The organism is Psychrobacter sp. UBA2514 (genome assembly GCF_002341255.1).
Lineage (GTDB): Bacteria > Pseudomonadota > Gammaproteobacteria > Pseudomonadales > Moraxellaceae > Psychrobacter > Psychrobacter pacificensis.
The window spans coordinates 42,008-43,943 of sequence record NZ_DDNS01000041.1 but is presented as its reverse complement, the minus strand read 5'-3'; the positions used below and the strand labels follow the sequence as shown (position 1 = coordinate 43,943).

At 38.7% G+C, this 1,936-nt stretch carries 3 protein-coding genes; all 3 read left to right on the top strand.

From position 1 onward, the window contains the following. Positions 1-170: 170 nt before the first annotated feature. The 3 genes from B3V51_RS10845 to B3V51_RS10835 are packed head-to-tail and all read left to right on the top strand — an operon-like array spanning position 171 to position 1,850. Positions 171-899: a BLUF domain-containing protein gene (locus B3V51_RS10845; protein WP_071003017.1), complete on the top strand. Its 729-nt coding sequence runs from the start codon at positions 171-173 to the stop codon at positions 897-899. Positions 900-903: 4 nt separating this feature from the next. Continuing rightward, a complete protein-coding gene (locus B3V51_RS10840; RefSeq protein WP_071003018.1) occupies positions 904-1,437 on the top strand; it encodes a GTP-binding protein in 534 nt (177 codons plus the stop codon). 8 nt (positions 1,438-1,445) lie between these two features. Next, on the top strand, positions 1,446-1,850 hold the full coding sequence (locus B3V51_RS10835; RefSeq protein ID WP_143007412.1) for a roadblock/LC7 domain-containing protein: 405 nt from the start codon (positions 1,446-1,448) through the stop codon (positions 1,848-1,850). Positions 1,851-1,936: the final 86 nt, after the last annotated feature.

Genomic DNA, 1,936 nt, shown 5'->3' with positions numbered 1-1,936 from the left:
TGAGGTTCTACTATAGTTTATTGATTCTGCCTTATTACATCTGATGTATTACCTAGGATACACAATAAGGTCAAATTCGTTATATACAGTATGTATATAACGAATTATTAATTTATATATAATTATAAGAACTTAATTAAGTTTTAGATGTTCTATCAAATGGTGGCAAAATGAAATGTATTGCATACGTCAGCAGAGTGCCTCTTAAAGATCGCAGTATTCGTATGCCTAGTGGGTTATCAGACATCATTAGCGTCTCTAGTAAGCATAATCCACAGTCACACATCACAGGCATCATATCCTATCGTGAAGGGCAGTATCTTCAGGTGCTGGAAGGTCCTGATATTGAAGTAGATAGACTGATGGCTAAGATATCATCTGATACTAGGCATGAAAATATCTGGGTTTTTCTGAATAAAAGTGTAACTGAACGTAGCTTTCGTAATTGGGGCATCAGCGTGTTCGATTTTGTGGATCAAGGCGCTTTTTTTGATGATTTTATTGAAAAAAATAGCGTTGTCTTAAACAGTTTCGATGAGCAGCAAACAAAACGTATTCAGCCATTTTTTGATATACACAAGTCTAATACCGCCTCCCAAAAGGATTATAAAGGTAAAAGTCTTAAATTATTGGCTTGGCCTGACCTAAATCATGTCAGTAATCCTCAAATGATTATGGATTTATGTGTCAAACTGACAAAAAAACCTTATCCGTTTGATACATTGGTCGCTAGTGGTGAGTTTGGTTCGTCTCCTCAAGTCACAGAAATAATCAATGGGTTTGATCAATCAGGTATACTGAGCGTGACAGAGACACAGCCGTTAGACGAGCCAAAGGTTAATGAAAAAAAGCCTAATAAGTTTTATGGCGCGATCAAGAAATTCTTAGGAATGAGGTAAAAAATTGAATTATCAGAAGTTAGCTATCATTGGTGAAGTAGGTGCTGGAAAAACTCGAATGGTTAAGACGTTGAGTGAAATCAGCCCTTTTGAAACAGAGGCAAGATCGAGTATCGATATTGGTAAAGAGTACACGACTGTCGGTATTGATTATGGCAGAATTACTTTATCTGATGATATGGCACTAGGTATCTATGGAGTTCCAGGTCAAGAGCGTTTTTCTTTTTTGTGGGAATTTGTCAACCACTCTTTGTGGGGTTTGCTCATCTTAATCAAGCATGGCGAGACGCCTGATTATGCAAATTTAGATAAACTGCTACACTTTTTTGCACCAGCAAAAAAGCAGACGACCTGTATCGTTGGTATTACTCACTGCGAAGATGCCGATAAACAAAGCGTGGCTGTGCTCGGACAAGAGATCAGAGTCATGCTGATGGAACACGATATAGTCGCGCCTGTGATCAATGTAGATCCAAGAAACAAAGAGTCCGCTGTGTCTCTATTATCATTATTTAATACCCTGAACAATCAAGGTTGATGTTAGATATGACTACACAAAACGAAAAATCACCTGCAAAAATAGCACTTTTGGGTCACATGAAAGCGTTGTGTGAGGCCAATAGAGAAATCGTATTGGTCAGCTTATGCACCACAGATGGTTTTCCTATTAGCTGCTTCTCGATCAAAGAGTTGAGCAACCAATCTGACAAGTTTGCGGCGATGAGCAGTACGTTATCAGCGCTCAGCGACTCATCAGCTGCCCAGATGAAACAAGGTAAGTGCGATATCACAATCGTTGAAGCCACGTCTGGCAATATGCTATTTGTCAAAACAGACTATATCGGCAAACCATGTGTATTGACCGTTGTGGCACAAGACAAGATGGCATTAGCAGAAGCAAGATATAAGACTAAGAAGCTGATTGGTGAAATCTCATCTATTACCGAGTAACGTGAAATTATTGCTAGTAGATCGCTTCTTAGATTAGAGTAGCTGCAACGCTATACTTTGTAAAAGATTAGGGCGTGTTGAACATT